This is a genomic window from Achromobacter sp. 18P8.1.1 (assembly GCF_057799415.1).
On sequence record NZ_JBYOKH010000014.1, the window covers coordinates 18,763 to 37,844 of the forward strand.

The 19,082-nt window shown below is 59.7% G+C and carries 17 protein-coding genes and 1 tRNA gene; 6 read left to right on the forward strand and 12 right to left on the reverse strand.

Translation table 11 applies throughout. The features are described 5' to 3' along the window. The first annotated feature begins 36 nt into the window (after nucleotides 1-36). Nucleotides 37-714, forward strand: a complete 678-nt coding sequence (locus tag AC27VE_RS11355; RefSeq protein ID WP_488703883.1) for a phosphoribosylanthranilate isomerase — start codon at nucleotides 37-39, stop codon at nucleotides 712-714. Between the two features lie 132 nt (nucleotides 715-846). Further along, a tRNA-Val gene (locus tag AC27VE_RS11360) sits at nucleotides 847-923 on the forward strand. Nucleotides 924-1,369: 446 nt separating this feature from the next. Here the strand turns inward: AC27VE_RS11360 and AC27VE_RS11365 are convergent. The 5 genes from AC27VE_RS11365 to AC27VE_RS11385 all read right to left on the reverse strand — a co-directional run bounded on the left by AC27VE_RS11365 (nucleotide 1,370) and on the right by AC27VE_RS11385 (nucleotide 7,132). Beyond that, the gene (locus AC27VE_RS11365; protein WP_488703884.1) at nucleotides 1,370-1,711 is read right to left on the reverse strand and encodes a tyrosine-type recombinase/integrase; all 342 of its coding nucleotides are present in this window, start codon (nucleotides 1,709-1,711) and stop codon (nucleotides 1,370-1,372) included. Between the two features lie 101 nt (nucleotides 1,712-1,812). Further along, nucleotides 1,813-2,900 (reverse strand): IS3 family transposase gene (locus AC27VE_RS11370; protein ID WP_488703885.1). Its coding sequence is split into 2 segments (ribosomal slippage): nucleotides 1,813-2,648 and nucleotides 2,648-2,900, totalling 1,089 coding nucleotides; the frame shifts between segments, so codons are not numbered across the junction. Nucleotides 2,901-3,150: 250 nt separating this feature from the next. Next, complete coding sequence (locus tag AC27VE_RS11375) at nucleotides 3,151-4,320, reverse strand: DNA adenine methylase (protein ID WP_488703886.1); 1,170 nt, start codon at nucleotides 4,318-4,320, stop codon at nucleotides 3,151-3,153. Next, on the reverse strand, nucleotides 4,317-5,588 hold the full coding sequence (locus AC27VE_RS11380) for a hypothetical protein (RefSeq protein WP_488703887.1): 1,272 nt from the start codon (nucleotides 5,586-5,588) through the stop codon (nucleotides 4,317-4,319). Before AC27VE_RS11380 ends, AC27VE_RS11375 begins: the two co-directional genes overlap by 4 nt. Next, complete coding sequence (locus AC27VE_RS11385) at nucleotides 5,585-7,132, reverse strand: DGQHR domain-containing protein (protein ID WP_488703888.1); 1,548 nt, start codon at nucleotides 7,130-7,132, stop codon at nucleotides 5,585-5,587. Before AC27VE_RS11385 ends, AC27VE_RS11380 begins: the two co-directional genes overlap by 4 nt. Before the next feature lie 1,481 nt (nucleotides 7,133-8,613). Here AC27VE_RS11385 and AC27VE_RS11390 point away from each other — a divergent pair. The 3 genes from AC27VE_RS11390 to AC27VE_RS11400 all read left to right on the forward strand — a co-directional run bounded on the left by AC27VE_RS11390 (nucleotide 8,614) and on the right by AC27VE_RS11400 (nucleotide 10,936). Beyond that, on the forward strand, nucleotides 8,614-9,330 hold the full coding sequence (locus tag AC27VE_RS11390; protein ID WP_488703889.1) for a tetratricopeptide repeat protein: 717 nt from the start codon (nucleotides 8,614-8,616) through the stop codon (nucleotides 9,328-9,330). Between the two features lie 62 nt (nucleotides 9,331-9,392). Beyond that, entirely contained in the window at nucleotides 9,393-9,758 is a 366-nt protein-coding gene (locus AC27VE_RS11395; protein WP_202803407.1) for a YbaN family protein, read from the forward strand. Between the two features lie 191 nt (nucleotides 9,759-9,949). Beyond that, nucleotides 9,950-10,936, forward strand: a complete 987-nt coding sequence (locus tag AC27VE_RS11400) for an alpha/beta hydrolase (RefSeq protein ID WP_488703890.1) — start codon at nucleotides 9,950-9,952, stop codon at nucleotides 10,934-10,936. Here AC27VE_RS11400 and AC27VE_RS11405 read toward each other — a convergent pair. The 4 genes from AC27VE_RS11405 to AC27VE_RS11420 all read right to left on the reverse strand — a co-directional run bounded on the left by AC27VE_RS11405 (nucleotide 10,899) and on the right by AC27VE_RS11420 (nucleotide 15,645). Continuing rightward, nucleotides 10,899-12,680: an IlvD/Edd family dehydratase gene (locus tag AC27VE_RS11405; protein WP_427959923.1), complete on the reverse strand. Its 1,782-nt coding sequence runs from the start codon at nucleotides 12,678-12,680 to the stop codon at nucleotides 10,899-10,901. The two genes, AC27VE_RS11400 and AC27VE_RS11405, sit on opposite strands and share 38 nt — an antisense overlap. 30 nt (nucleotides 12,681-12,710) lie before the next feature. Further along, the gene (locus AC27VE_RS11410; protein ID WP_280027937.1) at nucleotides 12,711-13,727 is read right to left on the reverse strand and encodes a TRAP transporter substrate-binding protein; all 1,017 of its coding nucleotides are present in this window, start codon (nucleotides 13,725-13,727) and stop codon (nucleotides 12,711-12,713) included. A gap of 30 nt (nucleotides 13,728-13,757) precedes the next feature. After that, complete coding sequence (locus AC27VE_RS11415; RefSeq protein WP_454676523.1) at nucleotides 13,758-15,038, reverse strand: TRAP transporter large permease; 1,281 nt, start codon at nucleotides 15,036-15,038, stop codon at nucleotides 13,758-13,760. Nucleotides 15,039-15,102: 64 nt separating this feature from the next. Further along, the gene (locus tag AC27VE_RS11420; protein ID WP_280027935.1) at nucleotides 15,103-15,645 is read right to left on the reverse strand and encodes a TRAP transporter small permease; all 543 of its coding nucleotides are present in this window, start codon (nucleotides 15,643-15,645) and stop codon (nucleotides 15,103-15,105) included. A 131-nt stretch (nucleotides 15,646-15,776) separates the two neighbouring features. On the opposite strand from AC27VE_RS11420, the gene gntR reads away from it, so the two are divergent. Continuing rightward, nucleotides 15,777-16,802 carry an HTH-type transcriptional regulator GntR gene (gntR, locus tag AC27VE_RS11425; protein WP_488703891.1) on the forward strand — a complete coding sequence of 342 codons (1,026 nt, stop codon included), beginning with the start codon at nucleotides 15,777-15,779 and terminating at the stop codon, nucleotides 16,800-16,802. Between the two features lie 9 nt (nucleotides 16,803-16,811). Here the strand turns inward: gntR and AC27VE_RS11430 are convergent, their stop codons facing one another. From AC27VE_RS11430 to AC27VE_RS11440, 3 genes are read right to left on the reverse strand one after another with little or no spacing between them, the layout of a single operon-like run. Then, a complete protein-coding gene (locus tag AC27VE_RS11430; protein WP_488703892.1) occupies nucleotides 16,812-17,705 on the reverse strand; it encodes a DMT family transporter in 894 nt (297 codons plus the stop codon). A 1-nt stretch (nucleotide 17,706) separates the two neighbouring features. Further along, nucleotides 17,707-18,771 (reverse strand): histone deacetylase family protein, encoded by a 1,065-nt coding sequence (locus AC27VE_RS11435; protein ID WP_315140905.1) that lies wholly within the window; start codon nucleotides 18,769-18,771, stop codon nucleotides 17,707-17,709. A 19-nt stretch (nucleotides 18,772-18,790) separates the two neighbouring features. Beyond that, entirely contained in the window at nucleotides 18,791-19,081 is a 291-nt protein-coding gene (locus AC27VE_RS11440; protein ID WP_167390146.1) for a cupin domain-containing protein, read from the reverse strand. Nucleotide 19,082: the final 1 nt, after the last annotated feature.

Consider the following 19,082-nt stretch of genomic DNA (forward strand, 5'->3'; position numbering starts at 1 on the left):
GGCACGTCGCGTTGGGCGACATAAGTGATGAGTTTCATGCGCACACGCATCAAGATCTGCGGATTGACCCGCGAACAAGACATCGAAGCCGCCGTGTGGGCGGGCGTCGATGCGATCGGTTTTGTCTTCTACGCCAAGAGCAAGCGCTGCCTGACGCCGACGCGGGCCGCGCAACTGCGCCGCACGGTGCCGGCATTCGTGGACGTCGTGGCGCTGTTCGTGAACCCGAACCCCGCTGACGTGCAGGCCGTGCTGGATCAGGTCGGCCCCGAACTGCTGCAGTTCCATGGTGACGAGACGCCGCAGGATTGCGGCCGCTACGGCCATCGCTTCCTGCGCGCGTTCCGCGCGGGCGCGCCGGGCCTGGACACAGCGGAAAATCTGGCTGCCAGCTGCCGCGCCTATGGCGAGGCGGCGGGGTGGCTGTTCGACAGCTACAGCGCCGGATACGGAGGCAGCGGCCACGGATTCGACTATGCCTTGCTGGATGAAGTGCGTGCCGATCCGGTGTCGCGGCCGTTGATCCTGTCGGGCGGATTGAACGGCGAAAACGTCGGCCAGGCCATCGAGTTGGTACGGCCCTGGGGGGTCGATGTCAGTAGTGGCGTCGAAGTCGAGCAAGGAATAAAAAGTTCTGATAGAATCTCGTTCTTCGTTGATGCAGCACATGCAGCGGACACGAAATTGAAGGGAAAAAGTAGTGCAGGCGGGTGAGGTTTTGGCGGTGGTTTCAAGCACCAGCGCCCATGCTTAAAAGCAAAACTTCAAACGCAATGAAAACAGCAAAAAGTTCTTCAAGACGATTTGCACAGTTCAAAAAAGCACTATATAATTCTTCTTCTTTGCAGGCGGTTAGCTCAGTTGGTTAGAGCGCCACGTTGACATCGTGGAGGTCGTTGGTTCGAACCCAATACCGCCTACCAGAATTCCTGCAAAGCAGTGCTAGACACTGTTAAGCAATGCCTAGAAAGCCGCGTAAGTCTTTGACTTCGCGGCTTTTTCGCATTCTGCGCCGCTAGCTACCACCAATTGCCGTCAAGGGGTGCCAGCAGATTTAAGGGTAGGAATAAGGGTAGGGCCGAATCGAATAAGGGTAGGCCCCTAATTCCTCATTTCCCGGCGTCGGACGCGCAGTTATCAAGATAATCCGACCACCACTGCATTAACTGCCGGCGCTCATCCAAATACTCCGCATGGTTATATGCGCGGCGAACCATATTGCGTTCCTTATGCGCGAGCTGGCGCTCGATTACTTCCGCTCGCGCCGCTACGCTCGTTCCTTATGGTCGACGCCAGGCCGCGAAAGCCATGGCCCGTTTGTTCTCCCTCAACCCCAGGATCTTGAGCGCCTTGTTTATGGTCTCGGAGCTCATCGCGTGTTGGCGGGGTCGCGCAGCCCGGGAAACAGCAGCCGATAGCGCCCTGTGTACGGACCCAGTTCTGCCAGCAGCGCCAGCACCTGGCGCGATAGCGGGATGACGTGGTTGGCGCCTGTTTCTTTGGTGATCAACGTACCTTTCATCCGGCTCGCCGGAATTCGCCACAGTGCGTCTTCGGTGTCGAACTCGCTCCATACCGCCCAGCGCAGCTCGTTGGTTCGCGGAAAGGTGTGCATCATGATCTGGATGGCAATGCGTGTTTCGGGCCGACCGTGATAGTTCCGCATTCGCGCGATCAATTTGCCCAGACTAGCCTCATCGACATGCGGCAAGTGCTTCACCGGTGCCCGCGGATCAAGAAAGCGCTTTAGGCCTTGGGTGAGGTCAATTGGGGTAATCCCCCCATATTTAGCGATTGGCAGAAGTAGGAACGCTACGCGGCCATGGCTAACCGCTGTTTTGGGGTAAATCCGCCGAGAGCCATATTTGGGCGCTCGTGATTGTAGGACCACATCCACTGCGTGGCGACACGCTGTACGTGGTCCAGATCTTCCCAGTGATACTGGGACAGCCACTCGTAGCGCACGGTCCTGTCGAACCGTTCGACGTAGGCATTCTGTTGTGGCTTGCCTGGCTGGATATATTCGAGCTTTATGCCCCATGCCCCGGCCCAATCGACAATTGCCGCGCTCAGGTATTCGGGCCCGTTATCGCACCGAATGGCCAAAGGCTTTCCCCGCCAGCCGATGATCTGCTTGAGCGCGCGGATCACGCGCTCGGACGGCAGCGAGAAGTCAACCTCAATGCCCAGCGCTTCGCGGTTGAAGTCGTCGATCACGTTGAACACGCGGATGCTGCGCCCATCGGCAAGCTGGTCATGCATGAAGTCCATCGACCATACCTGGTTCACGTTGGTCGGCACGATCAGTGGCTCGGGCGTCTGCCGAATCCGCCGTTTGCGCGGCTTGATCCGCAGGTTCAATTCGAGCTCTCGATAGATCCGGTACACACGCTTATGGTTCCAGCCGAAGTCTCGAGCATTGCACAGATACAGGAAGCACAGACCAAAGCCCCAGTTGCGGTGGTTGTCTGTCAGACATAGCAGCCAGTTGGCGACCTCCTCGTTCTCGGCATCCATCTTGGCGACGTACCGATAACAAGTCTGACTGACTCTGAAGACCTCGCGGGCCATCCGAATCGATACGCCGCGATCCTGCACGGCACGTTGGGCGATCTCGCGGCGGCGAGATGACCTCACCACTTTTTTTCTAGCGCCTCCGTCACGATCTGGGCCTTGAGCTTCTCCTCGACGTACATCTTGCGCAGCCGGGCGTTCTCGGCCGCCAGCTCCTTCATGCGCGCCATCAGCGATACGTCCCTGCCGCCATACTTGGAACGCCACTTGTAGAACGTAGCCGAGCTGATGCCCAGTTCTCGGCACAGCTCGGGAACGGCAAGACCAGCCTCCACGCGCTTGATGGCTTCAATGATCTGGCTATCCGTAAATCTCGGCTTCTTCATGCGGTAGAACTCCTCAACGAGAAAATTCTACTTCTGACCTCATCGCTTTTGCGGGGGGATTACCTCAGCTTAGGCCAAGCGCGCGATACCTTTAGGATCGTAGAGGCGTCGGGTTAGCGGTCTCCCGAAAGGGGCGTGTAGAAGCTTTCGCGATAGGCGCGCATCGTTCGCTACCTGCGTCATTCCTACGGGGTGCGCGATGTCACGCAGTGCATTGGTGATGAGTGCCGCCATGGCGCCGCAGGGCAAGTTAGATTCTAAAACAGACGATACTCTCTGTGCAGGCCTTGCGTCCACCGCGGTTTGAACTCGAACCCCCAAGAGTACTAAATGTGGAGCTCACCTCAACTACTTCAATAGAGGAGAATTTCTCCTTTCCTTCGTTAATAAAATCCAAAATATTGAGGCCGTTGCTCGCGCCTTCTGTTGGAAATGTTAATACAAGGCCGACGCTTTTTCTAGCGCACGCTTCAATAAGAGCTTTTGCTGCCTCTTTTGCTCCACCTCTTCTGCTGAATGCGGAGGCGGGCCTATCCGCCAATGGAGGGTACCGTCCGGCACCTGAAGCTGTAATTGGTAACCCTCTAGTCAACGTCTCAAGTACATGATAGAACCGACTGTAATGTACGTCTGAATAGGGCGGGTCAGCAAATACAAGGTCACCCTCATTTAGGCGATCTATGCAAGACAGATAGTCTCCCTGGATTGCACTGCCTTTAACGCGAGCGTGCATCATCGATATGGACGTAACTGATCCTCGAACGATATTCCACACATTTCGACTCCACGCTTCGATAATAAACTCCGCCGCTGTGGTTGTCGGCTGAAACGGTTGGGCAGTATGGCCGGGTGCTGCCGCGCAGAGGCTCGCCGCCTCGATTAATGAGGCCATGGCAACTGATTCAAAATTTGAATTTTTAGGTATTGTCTGCCGCAATGCGTCCAGCTCCAAAGCTTGTAATGGTGAGAAATAATACCCACCATACGCTAAGCTCATTGGAAAATTCCCGCCATTTTTTTCTAAGAGTGGTGGCAGGACTGAATGACAAAATGCCCTAGATCGCTTGACTGCCGCGATCATGTGTGCGTTTGTTAGGTCATCAGGCTTGATGGACCTTTCCGCATTCGGAAACTGAGAAGTGATTTTCTCGACAATATTTTTTGCTGATCTGAACCACTTTCTGGTCAATGATTGATAATCGATCGCCCCTGTGCGTTCCACGACAGCGGCCGCTCGCGCCACAGCGAATGCCTGCAAATCACCCGATAGAATCGATTTTTCCGTCGTTTGGGCTAAATGCCAAGAAACTGCAGCGGATCCACAAAAGGGATCCGCAATATGCGTCGACCATGCGCTTTCTTGCTTTAGAACTTCGCTCAATATCGGGAGGAGCTTGCCTTTATGCCCCATATACTTCATGCGAACAAACTCCAAGCAATGCATGCGTCAGGACGACATAGAAGAGGGAATCTCGACATATTCTCTCCAGTCCATATTGAGGACGGGAGAGGCAGAGATTGTGAAAAATCATTTACTGCATCTCGATAGTCGATTTCGATCTCGTCCGGCTCAATTGAGTCGGCAGAAGACCAAATTCCGGCGTGCTCAAGCCAATGGCGTAGCCACGAACGAATGTCATTTGGAGTACTAGGCGCAGAAAGATTAGACTGAAGGGCGAGTAGGGCAATCCGGAGTAGCAGGAAGGAGCGGCAAAGCACGTTGGCTGCGCCAATGTCTGGGGACGCGGCAAGTTCAAATGGGCGCGAGGGGTAAAGGGATGGTTCCAGGCGTCTTAACACCTCATCCATCGGAGCCCCGGAATTGGCCGAAATATGCTCAGCAATTTTATTTCTGGTGGTCTCAGCTGGTGCAGGATGTTTGTTCTTGACTTCGGCTTCAACAAATTGTGAACATAGCGCGCCGTCAAACCCGAGTCCGCTGCCTTCGGCGAGAAATAGTCGCCACAAGTCGCGTACCAACTCAACATCATCGGCTTGCATCTGAGTTAAAGGTAGGCCGATCCATGTAGCCTCATAGCTGGCAGTGTTTCGAGCAGTGTGATCTTCCGAAATTTTAACCAAATCTGCACCCCACGTTTTAAGGGGCTGGTCCGGTCTGGTGAAATTTACCGCGCGTATAACGCGGCTCAGCGGTACTAATGGGTGCAGTTTAATAGCATTTGAAAGCAACGCTTGGGCGTCTTGGCGATTTACCCATTCAGCCCACAATGCCCATGCGGCATCATGTGTTTTAGGGTTTTGGTCGCTATTCGTCTTTTTGTTGCCGTCCTTGTCTAAGTAATAGTAGTTTCCCCATTTCAGACGCATACCAGACCAAGCGAAAAGAGACATTGCTGCCCGAAGCTCAGCGTAGTAAGAAAAGTGCGTCGACGCACCGTTGGCGTGGGCCAAATAGGCAGAGGTCGAGGCCGCTGCATAGCGAAATGCTTCCACTAAGTGGACTACCTGTTCTGCAGCGAGTGTTGCTTGGGCATTATCCTTTTTTTTAGCTGCGAGAAGTAAGTCCTGCCGACTCTGGATAGGCCCTAACATACCAAAGCCAGCTAGGGTGCCTTTGCCGTGCGAAGCGTTGCAAACATCCGACGCCCACATTTCGACCTTTGATTTTACTTTGGCCGGCGTTTTTTTAGGGGTAGGGTTACTCTTACCGTGAAATTTTCTGCTCATCGCCCAAGTAACTCCGCAGCGGTGGAGGCGGCCGTAGATACACGAACGTCGGCAGACCTCTGCAAGCTTTCGAGGCATCGATTGCGAAGTTGGACATATCCACTACTTCCCCGGTAAGCGCTTTGCTGTAGCTTTTCGTTATCGGACAGGCCAGGGGCGGACGACGTTCGCCAGTCGATATTCTTGATAACGTTCTCAGCTATTTCCGTCAAAAACGAGTTCGCCTTTCGGAATTTCTTGAATTCTTTGAGTGCGAAAGAAACATCGTCATCCTCGGGGGAATCGGAGACATTTTCTGATTCCCATGTTTCCAAATCGATCTCGGCATAACTCACCTGGAACGCAGCATTGAATACTACCAGTAGGGTGCGTACCCCTTGGTCAGTCGCCAATAAAGTGTTCGGACCGGCGAATGCCGGGTGCAGACGTTGCTCGCCTTCTTTAGGATGCCAAGTGGTTCGAGCTAAGGCTTTAACCCAGTGTGCTGTCGAGTTTTCCACTGCCTGGCTAATTTGATTCCAACAAGCGATGAGAAATGCAGCCTGCTGCGACCTTTTCCACGGGAGAACTCGCTCCGGCGTCGTTTTCGTTCCCATCGAACCAAACAGGCCCCCGATTTGAAAGTCGTCTCCCCAACGACGAACAAAACTCACCATCAGGGCGCGAATGAATGCAGCGTTCGAGACGTGGCCGTCTACGCGTTGTCCATGAAGCTCGATGCGATATCGCCATGGGCTGAGGGGGTGCCTCCAAAGCACTTCGGTGAGCTCTTGCGCTCGGTGTTCTTGATAAACTTTTATCCCTTCTCCACTTTGTAACCAACTTTGATTTCGTAATTCTGGATAAAGATCGTAAGCTAAGCTCGGGTTTATTTTTTTAGGTTCAACATTAATGACCCAAAATAGATACGCCTGCCACGACGGCGTTAAGCCATCAAAGAATATAACGGGAACTTCATAGTTATCTAGGTCGAGCTCATCAGACAATTCATCAACGGCAAAGAGACGATGCTGCCCGTCAATGATTTCCAATGGCTCGAGCGAAGTGGCTGGTAATTTGAAGTCGGCATTCAGAGCCTCTGCAGGAAAATTGAGGAAGAAATTTCCACTATCTTCTTCGAGATAGACCTCGGTGCCCTTTTTGATACCCCTGTCTTCTCCAGCTCGCCGTCTGGTTTCTTTTGCGCCAACCACGTTGACCAATATTGCCGTCGGAAGCCAACCCGGATGTATCAGTTTCCGGTTCTCACTCACGTCTAGTTGGCGTTCATTGGAAATGGGGTAGCCATAGCGGAGGTAGCGGGCAATGTTTCGCGACCGCTGTGGTTGATGTGCGCGTTGATAGCCGCCGCCTTGCCCACCGTCCTTTCTATCAGCGACTTGGCGTTTACTGACCCCAGCCAGCCGGCGAAGAGTCGTTAACGATACCGAGGCCACAAAGAAATGAGGTGAGGGTTGCGGCAGGTGATCCGACCACTCAGCGTCGTTCCAGCTCTCAAGCCATTGGCGGATCCGCAAAACAGGTAAGCGAGTGCGTTGCGTCATTTTTTCTGTGAAGGATAGATTTGGATTAGCCCCGCAATGATAGTACTTTGTAACGATTCGTGCGACTAAAGTTACCATCGTCGTGGCGGCCCAGCATAACGTTGCAGCGGATGTTGTGATTGAGCAACCTAGCGACAGGGAGTTGGCACCGCAGGTCATGCCGATTCCCTACGGAAACATGACCTAATGGCGTAATACGAGCCACACCTTACACGAAGGAAGGCCTGCAGCAACACGTCCAACAGATTGGGGCATCATAGGTCCGTTAGGCTAAAGCTCATACGCGGATAAAGTGCTTTGAGAAAAAAGATTTTGGGTAACGATTTGGTGCTTCGCGCTTGCGATCGTAGGTCCGGATTCTACCTTTGAAATCTAGGGGAGGCGGGGAGGGATTTAGTGCTAATGGCACTTGATCGAACAATAAGAATAAGAGGGGCACTAGAACGAGAAAGATTCCATTAGGCTGAAGCTCTCATTGCGTGTTGCTTGATTTGTCTCACATTTCTAGCTTTAATCTCTCGCGTTGAAGACTAGATGGCATAGTCCAAAGAGTTTAAGGCAGAAACTAGATTGTCACAAATCTCAGCCCTAATTGGCGCGAATGCACGGATTGCCTTGATCATTGATCGCGGATCTATGATGGTGCATGCAAATAAGTTGAGTGGATGTCCGCTCTGTTGTATGCGGATCAGAGATTAATAAGGGCCAACACCATATTCTTGCGAACATACGCAGATGCTGCTTGGGCTGCGCGCAAGGCAATTCGTCCGTTTGGTCTGCGTGACTTTTGCCTGAGTCCGTGGAGCATCAAAGAGTAGCGGTCGGTGTCTCAAACTGATTGATAAATAAAGAACTAGGCTTTTCTTATACAGGGGAGCCGGTGGCGTCAGTGGGGAATTTCCCCTCCGACGGGCATTAGGGGTGGCGTCGCCGGAAAGCGTTTCGAACTATTCGGGTAGGATGTTTGGGGGAGGATAAGGTGCCCATACCGTCAATTCGGTGATCGTGGGAGTAGTCGCGCGATCGCTCCGTCTCCTTCTATCGATGATCAAGAAACGGAATATAAGGGTAAGAATGAGAGTAAGGGTGCTGGCACGCTTTGGTCACTTCCTTATGATTCAATTACCTACGCAGAGATTCCGCTTCCAATACCGCCTACCAGAATTCCTGCAAAGCAGTGCCAAGCGCTGTCTTAAAAGCCGCGAAAGTCCTAGACTTCGCGGCTTTTTGCATTGGCGCGCGGAATGTAAACCGTGGCTGTTGTTTGGGTATGGGTTTTCTAGCGTGAATATTCCGCGAGCATCTATGCGTTGAAAGTATTTCCGATCGCAGTCGCTGCAATTCGGAATGGGGAACGACCCATATTATTTTCATGCGGCATAAAGGCGTATCAATGCGCGCGATTCCCTGCAAAAAACGCGCCCGTCCCGATGCCGGAATTTATCTGATATGGTCCGGATAGACTCCACTCCAGCCAAACCATGCATAACTCCCTGAAGGCGATGCTCTTGATCCCCGGCCTGCTGTTGGCCGCCTGCGCGGTCAAGCCGCCGCCGGAAAAGGCGGCGCAGCCGCGTATCGATGAATTGCCGATGTATGGCGGTATGGATCGGGCGGCGGCGGCCGAACTGCAGGCAAGCGACAAGAAGCTCATTGCCGACGCCACCCAGGCATTCGGTTCTGCCGACCAGGCTTCGAAAGCCTGGGTTTCGCAGGGATATCGTTTTTATCAGGCAGATCAACTTGGCATGGCCATGCGCCGCTTCAATCAGGCGTGGCTGCTGAACCCAGATAATCCCGAGGTGTATACGGGCTTTGCGGCGGTTCTGCATGATCAAGGTAAGTATTGCCAAGCCATGAGCATGATGGATCAGGCGATCAGCCATGATCCCCCCACGTTCCAGGGCATATACGCGGATGCCGGGCGCATTGCGGCCCGTTGCGCGGCGGAGGACAAGACGTTGCCGCCCGAGGCCCGGGTGGCGGCAACCGCCCGGTCAGACGCGTGGTACCGCAAAGGCGAAGCCGTCGAGCCCAACAAGGGCTACTTGTATTCGTCTTGGGCAACGGCCTATTACTGGCGGGGGCAATACGACCAGGCTTGGGCGATGGTCGTCAAGGCGCGCGCGGCCGGCGGCTCGCCGGGACCAAAGTTCATGGACATGTTGCGCGCAAAAATGCCCGAACCCCGGACGTAGCCCTTGGGCTGCGTCAATCACCCCGGTCCAAGCCCGGCATTTGCGATATTCTGCTGACCATCATGATGAAAGCTCTGTGGTTGGCGTTGGGCTGCGTGATGTTGGCATTGGGCGTCATCGGCGCATTTCTGCCGGTCATGCCGACGACGATTTTCCTGATTCTTGCCGTGGGCTGCTTTTCGCGGTCCTCTCCGCGGCTGGAAAAGTGGCTGCTGGATAGTCCTACCTATGGACCGGCGTTGCGCACCTGGCGCGAACAGGGCGCGGTGTCGCGCAAGGGCAAGACCTATGCCTGCCTGGGCATGGCCGCCGGCTACGCGTTGTTCTGGTGGAGTGCCCATCCGTCCTGGCCACTGGCCGTGGGCGTCGGCTTGTTTTTCATCGCCAGCGCAGCGTATGTGCTGAGCCGTCCGGCGCCCAAATCCTGATCCCTATTTAGCGCATATTCAGGCGATTGAGACGCGGCTGAAAGACGGGCGCAAGGCGTAACGCGCCGAAACCGTTGCGTCGGAATTCCAATGCCGGAATCCACGGCTTCTCTGATGTAATTGGCCGCAGCAAGGCTGTTCAAGTTGCCGCGCGTCGTTCCTGTCGCGCCATCAGCCGGCAAGGATCATTCATGGTGAACAAGCGTCGGGAACTTCTATTTGCCGCAATGTCCGGTGCGGCTTTCGGGTGGGCGAGCCCTTCGTCCGCCCTGGCGGCGGGTCAATCCACTGCCCAGGACACCCTGGATCTTTGGCCCGGCAATCGGGCCCCTGAAGGCCACGGGCCCGATGGGCCGGAAAAGGTCAGCGCCAAGGGCTCGGTCACACAGGTGTCCCGGCCGCGCCTGATCGTCTATCGGCCGGCGCAGCCCAATGGCAGCGCCGCTTTGGTGATCGCCGGGGGCGGGTATGCACACATCGAACGCGGCACTGAAAGCACGCCGACCTGCCTGTGGCTGCAGGCCCAAGGCGTGACCGCGTTTGAACTGGTCTACCGGTTGCCGGGCGAGCATTGGCCGGCTGAAGCGCCGCTGCAGGATGGCCAACGCGCCATGCGCCTGATCCGTTCGGTGGCGGGGCGATACGGCTTGGATACGGGGCGCATCGGGGTGATCGGGTTTTCGGCGGGCGGACACTTGGCCGGCTTCACGGCGGCCACGGCAGCCGTGGCACGATACGCCCCGGTGGACGCGGCGGACAGCCTGTCATCCCGGCCCGATTTTGCGGGGCTTATCTACCCGGTGCTGACTTTCATGCCGCCATTCGACCATACGCATGCGCGCCGGGAAATCGTAGGCGAACATCCGACGGCAGCACAGAGCGCGGCGTTTTCAGTGGACCATTTGGTGACGGCGCAAATGCCGCCTGTCTTCTTGGCGCAGGCACAGGACGATCCGATTTCGCCCGTGGACAACAGCTTGCTGATGTTCAATGCGCTGCGCGCGGCGGGCGTGCCGACCGAGATGCATATTTTTCCCCAAGGCAAGCACGGTTGGGGCTTGGGCAAGCCCGGCACGCGCGTGCACGCGTGGCCGGGCCTGTTTACCGAATGGGCTGCATTCAACGGATTTTTCGGTCTCCTCAGTGCGAATGCCGGGGATCGCCCCGCGTCTCGATGACCTTCAGGTAAAGCGTCGCCGGTTCCAGGCAGCCTCCCGTCGACAACTGGCCGACCAGCTGCCGATACAGCGCTTGCCACGGGGTTTGTGAAGGCGGCGCCTGGTAGCCGGGTTCCTGTTTCCGTCTGGCCATTTCCGCATCGTCCACCAAGGCGATGACGCTGCGCTGATTCAGGTCGACGCGGATCTTGTCGCCCGTGCGCAGCAACGCCAGGCCGCCGCCGACCGCGGCTTCGGGCGACATGTTCAGGATGGAGGGGCTGGCCGAAGTACCGCTTTGCCGGCCGTCGCCCAGGCAGGGCAGGGAATCGATGCCGCGTTTGATCAGGTGCGAGGGCGGCGCCATGTTGACGACCTCGGCGCTGCCGGGGTAACCCACTGTGCCGGCGCCGCGGATCACCAGGATGCAATGCTCGTCGATGTTCAACGCGGGGTCTTCGATGCGGGCATGGTAGTCCTCGGGCCCTTCGAACACGATGGCGCGGGCTTCGAAAGCATTCTCCGATCCCGGCTCGGACAGGTAGGCGCGGCGGAACGCTTCGCCCACGACAGACATCTTGATGATGGCGCTGTCGAAGAAATTTCCGGACAGCACGATGAAGCCCGCGCGGTGTTTCAGGGGCGCGGCGCAGCTGCGGATGACGTCGGCGTCGTGGGTCTTGGCGGCTGCGGCGATGTCGCCAATGGTCTTGCCGGACACCGTGGGGCAGTCGGCGTGCAGGCGCCCTGCGACCAGCAATTCATGCATGACGGCGGGCACACCGCCCGCACGGTGGAAGCCTTCGCCCAGGTATTCGCCGGCCGGTACGCAGTTGACCAGCAAGGGCACGTCTTCGCCCAGCCGTTGCCAGTCGTCCAGGCTCAGGTCGATGCCGGCATGCCGGGCCATTGCGATCAGATGCGGCGGGCAGTTGGTGGAGGCGCCCAGCGCGGACGCCACGACGATGGCGTTCTCGAAGGCTTCCCGGGTCAGGATGTGGGAAGGGCGCAGGTCTTCACGCACCATGTCGCAGATGCGCAAGCCTGTGGCGTAGGCCATTTGGGCGCGTTCGCGGTAGGGCGCGGGGATGCTGGCGCAGGTGGGCAGCGACATGCCCAACGCTTCGGCCAGTGAATTCATCGACAGCGCCGTGCCCATGGTGTTGCAGTGGCCGACAGAAGGCGAGGATGCGGTGGCCAGCGTCATGAAGCCTTCGTAGTCCAGCTTGCCGGCCGCCATCAGGTTGCGCGCGTGCCAGATGACGGTGCCGGAGCCCACGCGCTGGCCGTCGTGCCAGCCGTCCAGCATAGGGCCGCCCGACAGAACGATGGCGGGCAGGTCGACGGTGGCGGCGGCCATCAGACAGGCGGGAGTGGTCTTGTCGCAGCCGGTCGTCAGCACCACTCCGTCCAAGGGGTAACCGTGCAGGATCTCGACCAGGCCCAGATAGGCCAGGTTGCGGTCCAGCGCGGCCGTGGGCCGCCGGCCTTGTTCGGCCAGCGGATGCACGGGGAACTCCATCGGGATGCCGCCCGCGTCCCGGATGCCCGCCTTGATGCGCTCGGCCAGCGCCAGGTGATGGCGGTTGCAGGGCGCCAGGTCGCTGCCTGTCTGGGCGATGCCGATGATCGGCCGTCCGGATTGCAGCTCTTGCCGCGTCAGGCCGTAGTTAAGATAGCGCTCGACGTAGATCGCCGTCATATCGGCGTGTGCGGGGTCGTCGAACCATTTCTGGCTACGCAACTTGCGGGGTGTCTGGGACATGGGGGCTCGCTTCGCTTCGGTTGGATGGCGCTAGTTGCGCGCCTTCTGGATCTCGTCATTGAGCTGCTTGATGAGCTCGGGGCCGAGTTCCTGCGTGTACTTGTCCACGACGGGCTGCACCTTCTGCCGCATGCGGGCCACTTCCTCGGGGCTGATCGTATTGATCTTCATGCCGGCCTGTTCAAGCGTCGTCATGGCCTTGGCGGAATCGGCCCGGCTGTCCTTGCGTTCGAAGTCGCGCGATGCGGCGGCGGCCTGGCGGATCAGCTTCTGCTCGTCGGGCGACAGCGTGTCCCACCATTTCTTGGAAGCCAGCACGACCCAGGGGGTGTAGACGTGGCGCGAGATCGTCAGATAGGGCTGCACTTCGTAGAACTTGCTGCTCTGGATGGTGGTGATCGGGTTTTCCTGGCCATCGACCGTACGGGTTTCCAGCGCGGTGAACAGTTCGGAAAACGGCATGGGGACGGCGTTTGCGCCCAGCGTGTTGAAGACGCCAAGTGCGATCTGGTTCTGCATGACGCGTAGCTTGATGCCTTGCATGTCTTCGGCGCGGTTGATGGGGCGCTTGGAATTCGTCATGTTGCGAAAGCCGTTCTCCCAATAGACCAGGCCGACCAGCCCGCGGGCTTCAAGCTTTTTCAGCAGGTCCTGGCCCAATTGCCCGTCCAGCACCGCATCGGCTTCCTTTTCGCTGTTGAACAGGAAGGGCAGGTCGAATACGCCGAATTCCTTGACCATGCCGGCCAGCGGGGCGGTGGAACCCACCATCATTTCCTGGGCGCCGCCGGCCAGCGCGCCTTGCATCTGTTCGTCGGACCCCAAGTTGGCCGACCCGAAGGTCTTCATCTTGAGTTTTCCGCCGCTGACTTTCTCCAGTTCCTGCGCCAAAAAGCGCGCGGCGCGGCCCTGGACGCTTTCTTCGTTCAGGCCATAGCCGAAGCGGATCAGGCGGGGCTTGACGTCCGCCGCGGCGGCCACGCCCGCAACCGCGCAGGACAGCGCGGTCGCCAGCACAAGTAGACGGGTTTTGAATCGGGTGATCATGGTGTTCCTCCTTGGGGTTTCTCTATGCCGTTAGTGCATCCAACGTGCGGGTACGGTGATCAGTTCAGGGAAGATCACCAGCAGGACCAGCAAGAGCGTGTAGGCGACCACGTAACGCCACACGCCCCTGCAGATGGTTTCCATATTGATGCGGGCCACGCCGCAGACCACGTTGAGCACCGTGCCCACCGGCGGGGTCAGCAGCCCCACGCTGCCCACCATGACGAACATGACGCCGAAGTAGACGGGGTCGATGCCTGCCTTGACGACGACGGGCATCAGCACCGGGCCCAGGATCAGGATGGTGGGCGTCAGGTCCATGACCGTGCCCACCAGCGTCAACAGGATCAGCAGGGCGAACATCAGGAGCTTGGGCTGGTCCATCACCGGTTCCAGCAGGGCAATCAAGTCCTGCGGCATGTCGGCCAGGGTGATCATGTAGGACGAGACCATGGCAGCCGCCACCAGGAACATGACGACGGCCGTGGTGCGCGCGGCGTTGACGAACAGCCGGCCCAGGTCGCGCACGCCGATCTCGCGGTAGACGAACAGGCTGACCAGCAACGCATAGACCGCGGCCACTACTGCAGCTTCCGTGGGCGTGAAGATGCCGCCGCGCAAGCCGCCGATGATGATCACAGGCAGCATCAGGGCCCACAGCGAGTCGCGAAACGCCCTCAGGCGGTTGCGCCACGGCACGCGCGGTGACGGTTTGATGCTGCCGTGCTTGCGCGCCACCCAGGCCCAGACGGCGATCAGCGTCAGGCCCATCATCAGCCCGGGGGCGATGCCCGCGAAGAACAGCTTGGTGATCGACACGTTGGTCGCCACGCCGAAAATGATGAACGAGATCGAAGGCGGGATGATGGGCGCGATGATGCCGCCGGCGGCGATCAGCCCCGAGGCCTGGCCAGCGTCGTAGCCTTTTTCGCGCAGCATGGGGATCAACAGCGACCCGAGTGCGGCGGCGTCGGCGACGGCCGAGCCCGACAGCGAGGCCAGCAGCACGCTGGCGAAGATGGCGACATAGCCCAGCCCGCCCTGGATATGGCCGACGAATGCGTTGGCCAGGTTGACGATGCGGCGCGAAATGCCGCCCGCATTCATCAGTTCGCCCGCCAGCATGAAGAGCGGCACCGCCATCAGGGTGAAGCTGTTGGCGCCTGACAGCATGTTCTGCGCCAGGATCTGGGTGTCGAAGAAGTCCAGCTGGAACATCATGGCCAGCGCGCTGAGCAGCAAGGCGAACGCGATCGGCATGCCCAGGGCGATCAGCCCCAGCAGCACAAGCAGGAAGACGGTCAGGATCATTGCGGGTGTCCGGGCGGGATGGGGGGAAGGGGCGGCGCCGTGTCAGGCCAGCGGAGGCTTGGCGTCAGACCAACGGGTCTTCAGGGCTGGATTCCGCCGGCAAGGGGCCCCCGGCCAGCACCCGGACCAGGTCGATCACCGTCAGGATGCCCATGACCGCCGCCGCGTACAGCGCCGCCGAGTTGAATACCGCCAGGCGCATGCCCGTGACGGGCAGCACGGTGTCCATGCCGATGACGGTCTGCACCCAGCTGCCTTCGGCCATCAGCCAAAGCACCCACAGGACCAGCAGTTGGCAGAACACGTGGGACACGCGGCGCGCGGCCGGCCCGAAGCGTTCCACCAGCATGGTCACACCGATGTGCTGGTGCTCGCGCAGCGCGATCACCGAGCCCAGAAAGATCATCCAGACGAACGCCAGCCGGGAGACTTCGTCGGAGGCGTTGATGCCGGAATTGAACAGGTAGCGCAGGGCCACATTGCCGAACAGCAGCACGACCATCACGACCAGACAGGCCACCATCAGCCAGGTCTGCAAGGCGAAACACCAGTCGGCGGCGCGGGCCAGAGGCGTGCCGCCCGGCCGGCCCGAAGGGCTAGCTTGCATTGTTGTCTCCTATCCGTTTCCCGGAATTTTCTGGATTATGCTTTCGATGATGTTAGCGCTAACATTTTCGGTTTGGCAACCCCCCGTTTTTTGCGTCAGACTACGCGCTTCCGACACCACCGCGAGGGCCAATGTCCGTCCGTAAACCCCGAAGCACCCGCGCCGGGCGCGTCACCATGCAGGATGTCGCCCGCCGGGTGGGCGTCAGCGCCATTACCGTGTCGCGCGCGTTGCGCACGCCGGACAAGGTGGCGGAAGCGCTGCGCCTTCGCATCGCCCGGGTTTGCCAGGAACTGGGCTACGTGCCCAACCACGCCGCCAGCGCACTGGCGTCGGCGCGTTCGCAAACTATCGTGGCGCTGATCCCGTCGCTGAGCAATGTGGTGTTCGTGGACATCATCACGGGGATCAAGGACGTGCTGGACCGCCACGGCTATCACATGCTGATCGGCGTGACGGGATATTCGCCCGACGAAGAGGAGGCGCTGCTGCAGAAGTACCTGCAGCATTCGCCGGACGGGCTGATCCTGACCGGCATCGACCACAATCCCGGCGTGTGGGACCTGCTGCGCGCGCAGCAGATCCCGACGGTGCACACGATCGAAACCCTGCCGGCCGGCAAAGACATGAGCGTCGGCTTTTCGCAGTTCGATTCCGGGTACGCGGCGGCCCGCCATTTGCTCGAGCGCGGCCATCGCCGCGTCGGCATCGTCGGCGCGCAGCTGGATCCGCGGTCGCTGCGCCGTTGCGAAGGCGCGCGGCAGGCTCTGCGGGATGCGGGCTGCCATGACCCGGCGCTTGAAATCATGACGCCCGAAAGATCGTCCATCAGCCTGGGGGCGTCGCTGCTGCAAGACCTGCACGACCGCCATCCCGATTGCGATGCGGTCTTTTTCTGCAATGACGACCTGGCGCAGGGCGCAGTGTTCCAGTGCGGGCGCCTGGGCGTGAATGTGCCGGGCCAGATGGCCATCATTGGCTTCCACGATCTGGCCGGCACGGCCTGGACGACGCCGCCCCTGTCAACGATCGCCACGCCGCGTTACGAGATCGGCGCGGCGGCCGCAGGCTTGCTGATGCGGCATCTGGCGGGCGACGAGGTCGCCGAGCGCCACGTGGACCTGGGCTTTACGTTGGTGCAGCGGGAAACCAGCTAAGCCCCGTGTTCACGTCGCGCGGCGCATGGCCAGGAAGATGCCGGCGGCCATGATAAGCGCCATGCCCGCCAGGGCCAGGCTGTCTGGCGGGCGCTGGAACCAGAAGGTGCTGAACAGCACCGCCAGCAGCAATTGGAAGTAGTTCAGCGGGGCCAGCGTGGCCGCCGACACGCGTTGGAACGCGGCAATCAGCAGGATTTGCGCCAGGCCGCTGCATGCACCCAGGGCGATGATAAGCAGCGCATCGGTCAGGTCCGGCCACGGGTCGGGCAGGAAGAACGGGGCGGGCAGCGCGGTGACAACCAGGCAGATAATCGCGGTGTACGCGTATTGCACCGGACCGGAGACCTTGCCCGACAGCTTGCGCGTCAGCACCTGGAAGATGGCATAGCTGACGGCGGACACCGCCATCAGCACGGTACCCAGCAGCGGCAAGTCCGAACCGGGCCGCACGATCAGCAACATACCCGCGAACCCGGCCGCCACCGCTGCCCACTGCACGGGACGCACGCGTTCGCCAAGCAGCCAGGGCGACAGCGCCACCATGATCAATGGCGACGTGAAGTAGATGGCCGTGGCTTCGGACAGCGGCATCCAGATCAGCGCAGTCATGAAGCACGAGGCGACGGTCGCCAGCATCACGCCGCGCAGCACCAGCAAGGGCTTTTCCGGCGCATCGCGCAGGCGCATGCCGCGGCCGTGCCGGAAAAGCATCGCCATCGCCAGGAAGATCACCGCCAGATACCGCATCACATTCAGGAAGGGCGCGGGGTAGCGCTCCAGCATGTGCTTGGATCCGGCGTCGAAGGTGGCGAACGCCACCAGCGCGGCGAAGAACAACAGGATGCCGGCGTTGCGGGTAGAGGAAGAGGCGGGCAGGACGGCGGTGGGGGTGGAGGACATGTCAGGGGGCGGCGTGTCCCATGCCTTGCAGGAACGCGTCCAACGCCGGGCCGATTGCCTGCACCATGTAGCCGCCTTCCTGCACGACGACGGTGGGCACGCCCAGGCTGGCGACGCGCGCGCCGATGTCGCGGTAGGCGTCGATGTCCAGCTTCAGCACGCTGATGGGGTCGTCTTTATACGTGTCGAAGCCCAAGGCCAGCACCAGCGCTTCGGGCGCGTAGCCGCCCAACGCCGTCAATGCCGTGTCCAGCGCAGCCAGGAAGGGATCGTTGCCTGAACCGTGCGGCAGCGGCAGGTTCAGGTTGTAGCCTTCACCCTGGCCTTGCCCGCGCTCTTCCGCATAGCCCGTGTAGAACGGGTAGTAGGCGCTGGGGTCGGCATGCAACGATACGGTCATCACATCCGACCGGTGATAGAAGATGTTCTGGGTGCCGTCGCCATGGTGCGCGTCCACATCCAGCACAGCCACTTTGGACCAGGTCTGCAGTAGGCGGCTGGCCGCGGCGGCGCTGCTGTTCAGGTAGCAGAAGCCGCCGGCGCGGTCGCGGTGCGCATGATGGCCCGAGGGGCGGCACAGGGCATAGGCCATGCCGCCGGTGCTGGCCACGTGATCGGCGGCGGCCACCGCGCTGTGGGTGGATCGCAGCGCCGACCGCCAGGTCTGCGGGCCGATGGGGCAGGACAGGTCGCTCAGGTAGTAGCCCGTCTGCGCCACGATGGATGGCGACGGGCAGGGGCCGCGGCCTGCCTGCTCGATGCGGCCGTTGTAGTACGGCGACAGGTTGGGCAGGACTTCCGGGCCCGGGTCCACGCCGGGCGCCTTGAGCGACTGCCAGCGGGCGTAGGCCGTTTCCAGGTAGTTCAGGTAGTCGGCGCTGTGAATGCTTTCCAATGGCTTGCGGCCGTAGTCGGCAGGTGCTTCGACCTTGATTCCCCGGGACGCCAGCGCGCCTTGCAGGCTTTCAGCCCGCGACGGCAGGTCGGTGGGCGCGCTCAGGCGGCCCAACCGCATGAACTGCTGCGGGGTGTGCAGCAATTGCTCTTCCGAAAAAAACGCCTTCATGATGGTCCTCGCTGACGCGTCAAGCCTGCTTGATTTCGATCTCGACGAAAACGAATTCGGTGTCACTGGGATTGATGACGTTGTGCTCGACGCCAACGGGGCGATAGTAGGCGATGCCGGTAGTGAGCTGGCTGGTGATCTGGCCGTCTGGCGTGTCCAGCAGCAGCGGGCCCGTGGTTTGCGGTACCACCACGTAGTTCATGCCGTGGCGGTGCCAGCCGGTTTCCCCGCCCGGCGGAAAGCGCCATTCGGTGACGGTGACCATGTCGTTGTCGATCTGCACGGTGGGGACGGCGGCGGGGCGTTGCACG